The organism is Janthinobacterium sp. BHSEK (genome assembly GCF_056174685.1).
In genome coordinates, this window is record NZ_JBWBYV010000287.1 from 1 (window position 1) to 242 (window position 242).

Below are 242 nucleotides of genomic sequence, written 5' to 3' on the forward strand. Positions count from 1 at the left end.
GTTGATTTCTTTTCCTGCAGCTACTTAGATGTTTCAGTTCGCCGCGTTCGCCTTGCATACCTATGTATTCAGTATGCAATACCCTAAAAGGGTGGGTTGCCCCATTCGGAAATCTGCGGATCAAAGTGTGTTTGCTCACTCCCCGCAGCTTATCGCAAGCTACTACGTCCTTCATCGCCTGTAATCGCCAAGGCATCCACCATGTGCACTTATTCGCTTGTCCCTATAACGTTAGCCTCTGA

At 48.3% G+C, this 242-nt stretch carries 1 rRNA gene; it reads right to left on the reverse strand.

Annotated features, from left to right (window positions below):
- A 23S ribosomal RNA gene (locus AC0V2Y_RS29080) occupies nucleotides 1–223 on the reverse strand; the annotation flags it as partial.
- Nucleotides 224–242: the final 19 nt, after the last annotated feature.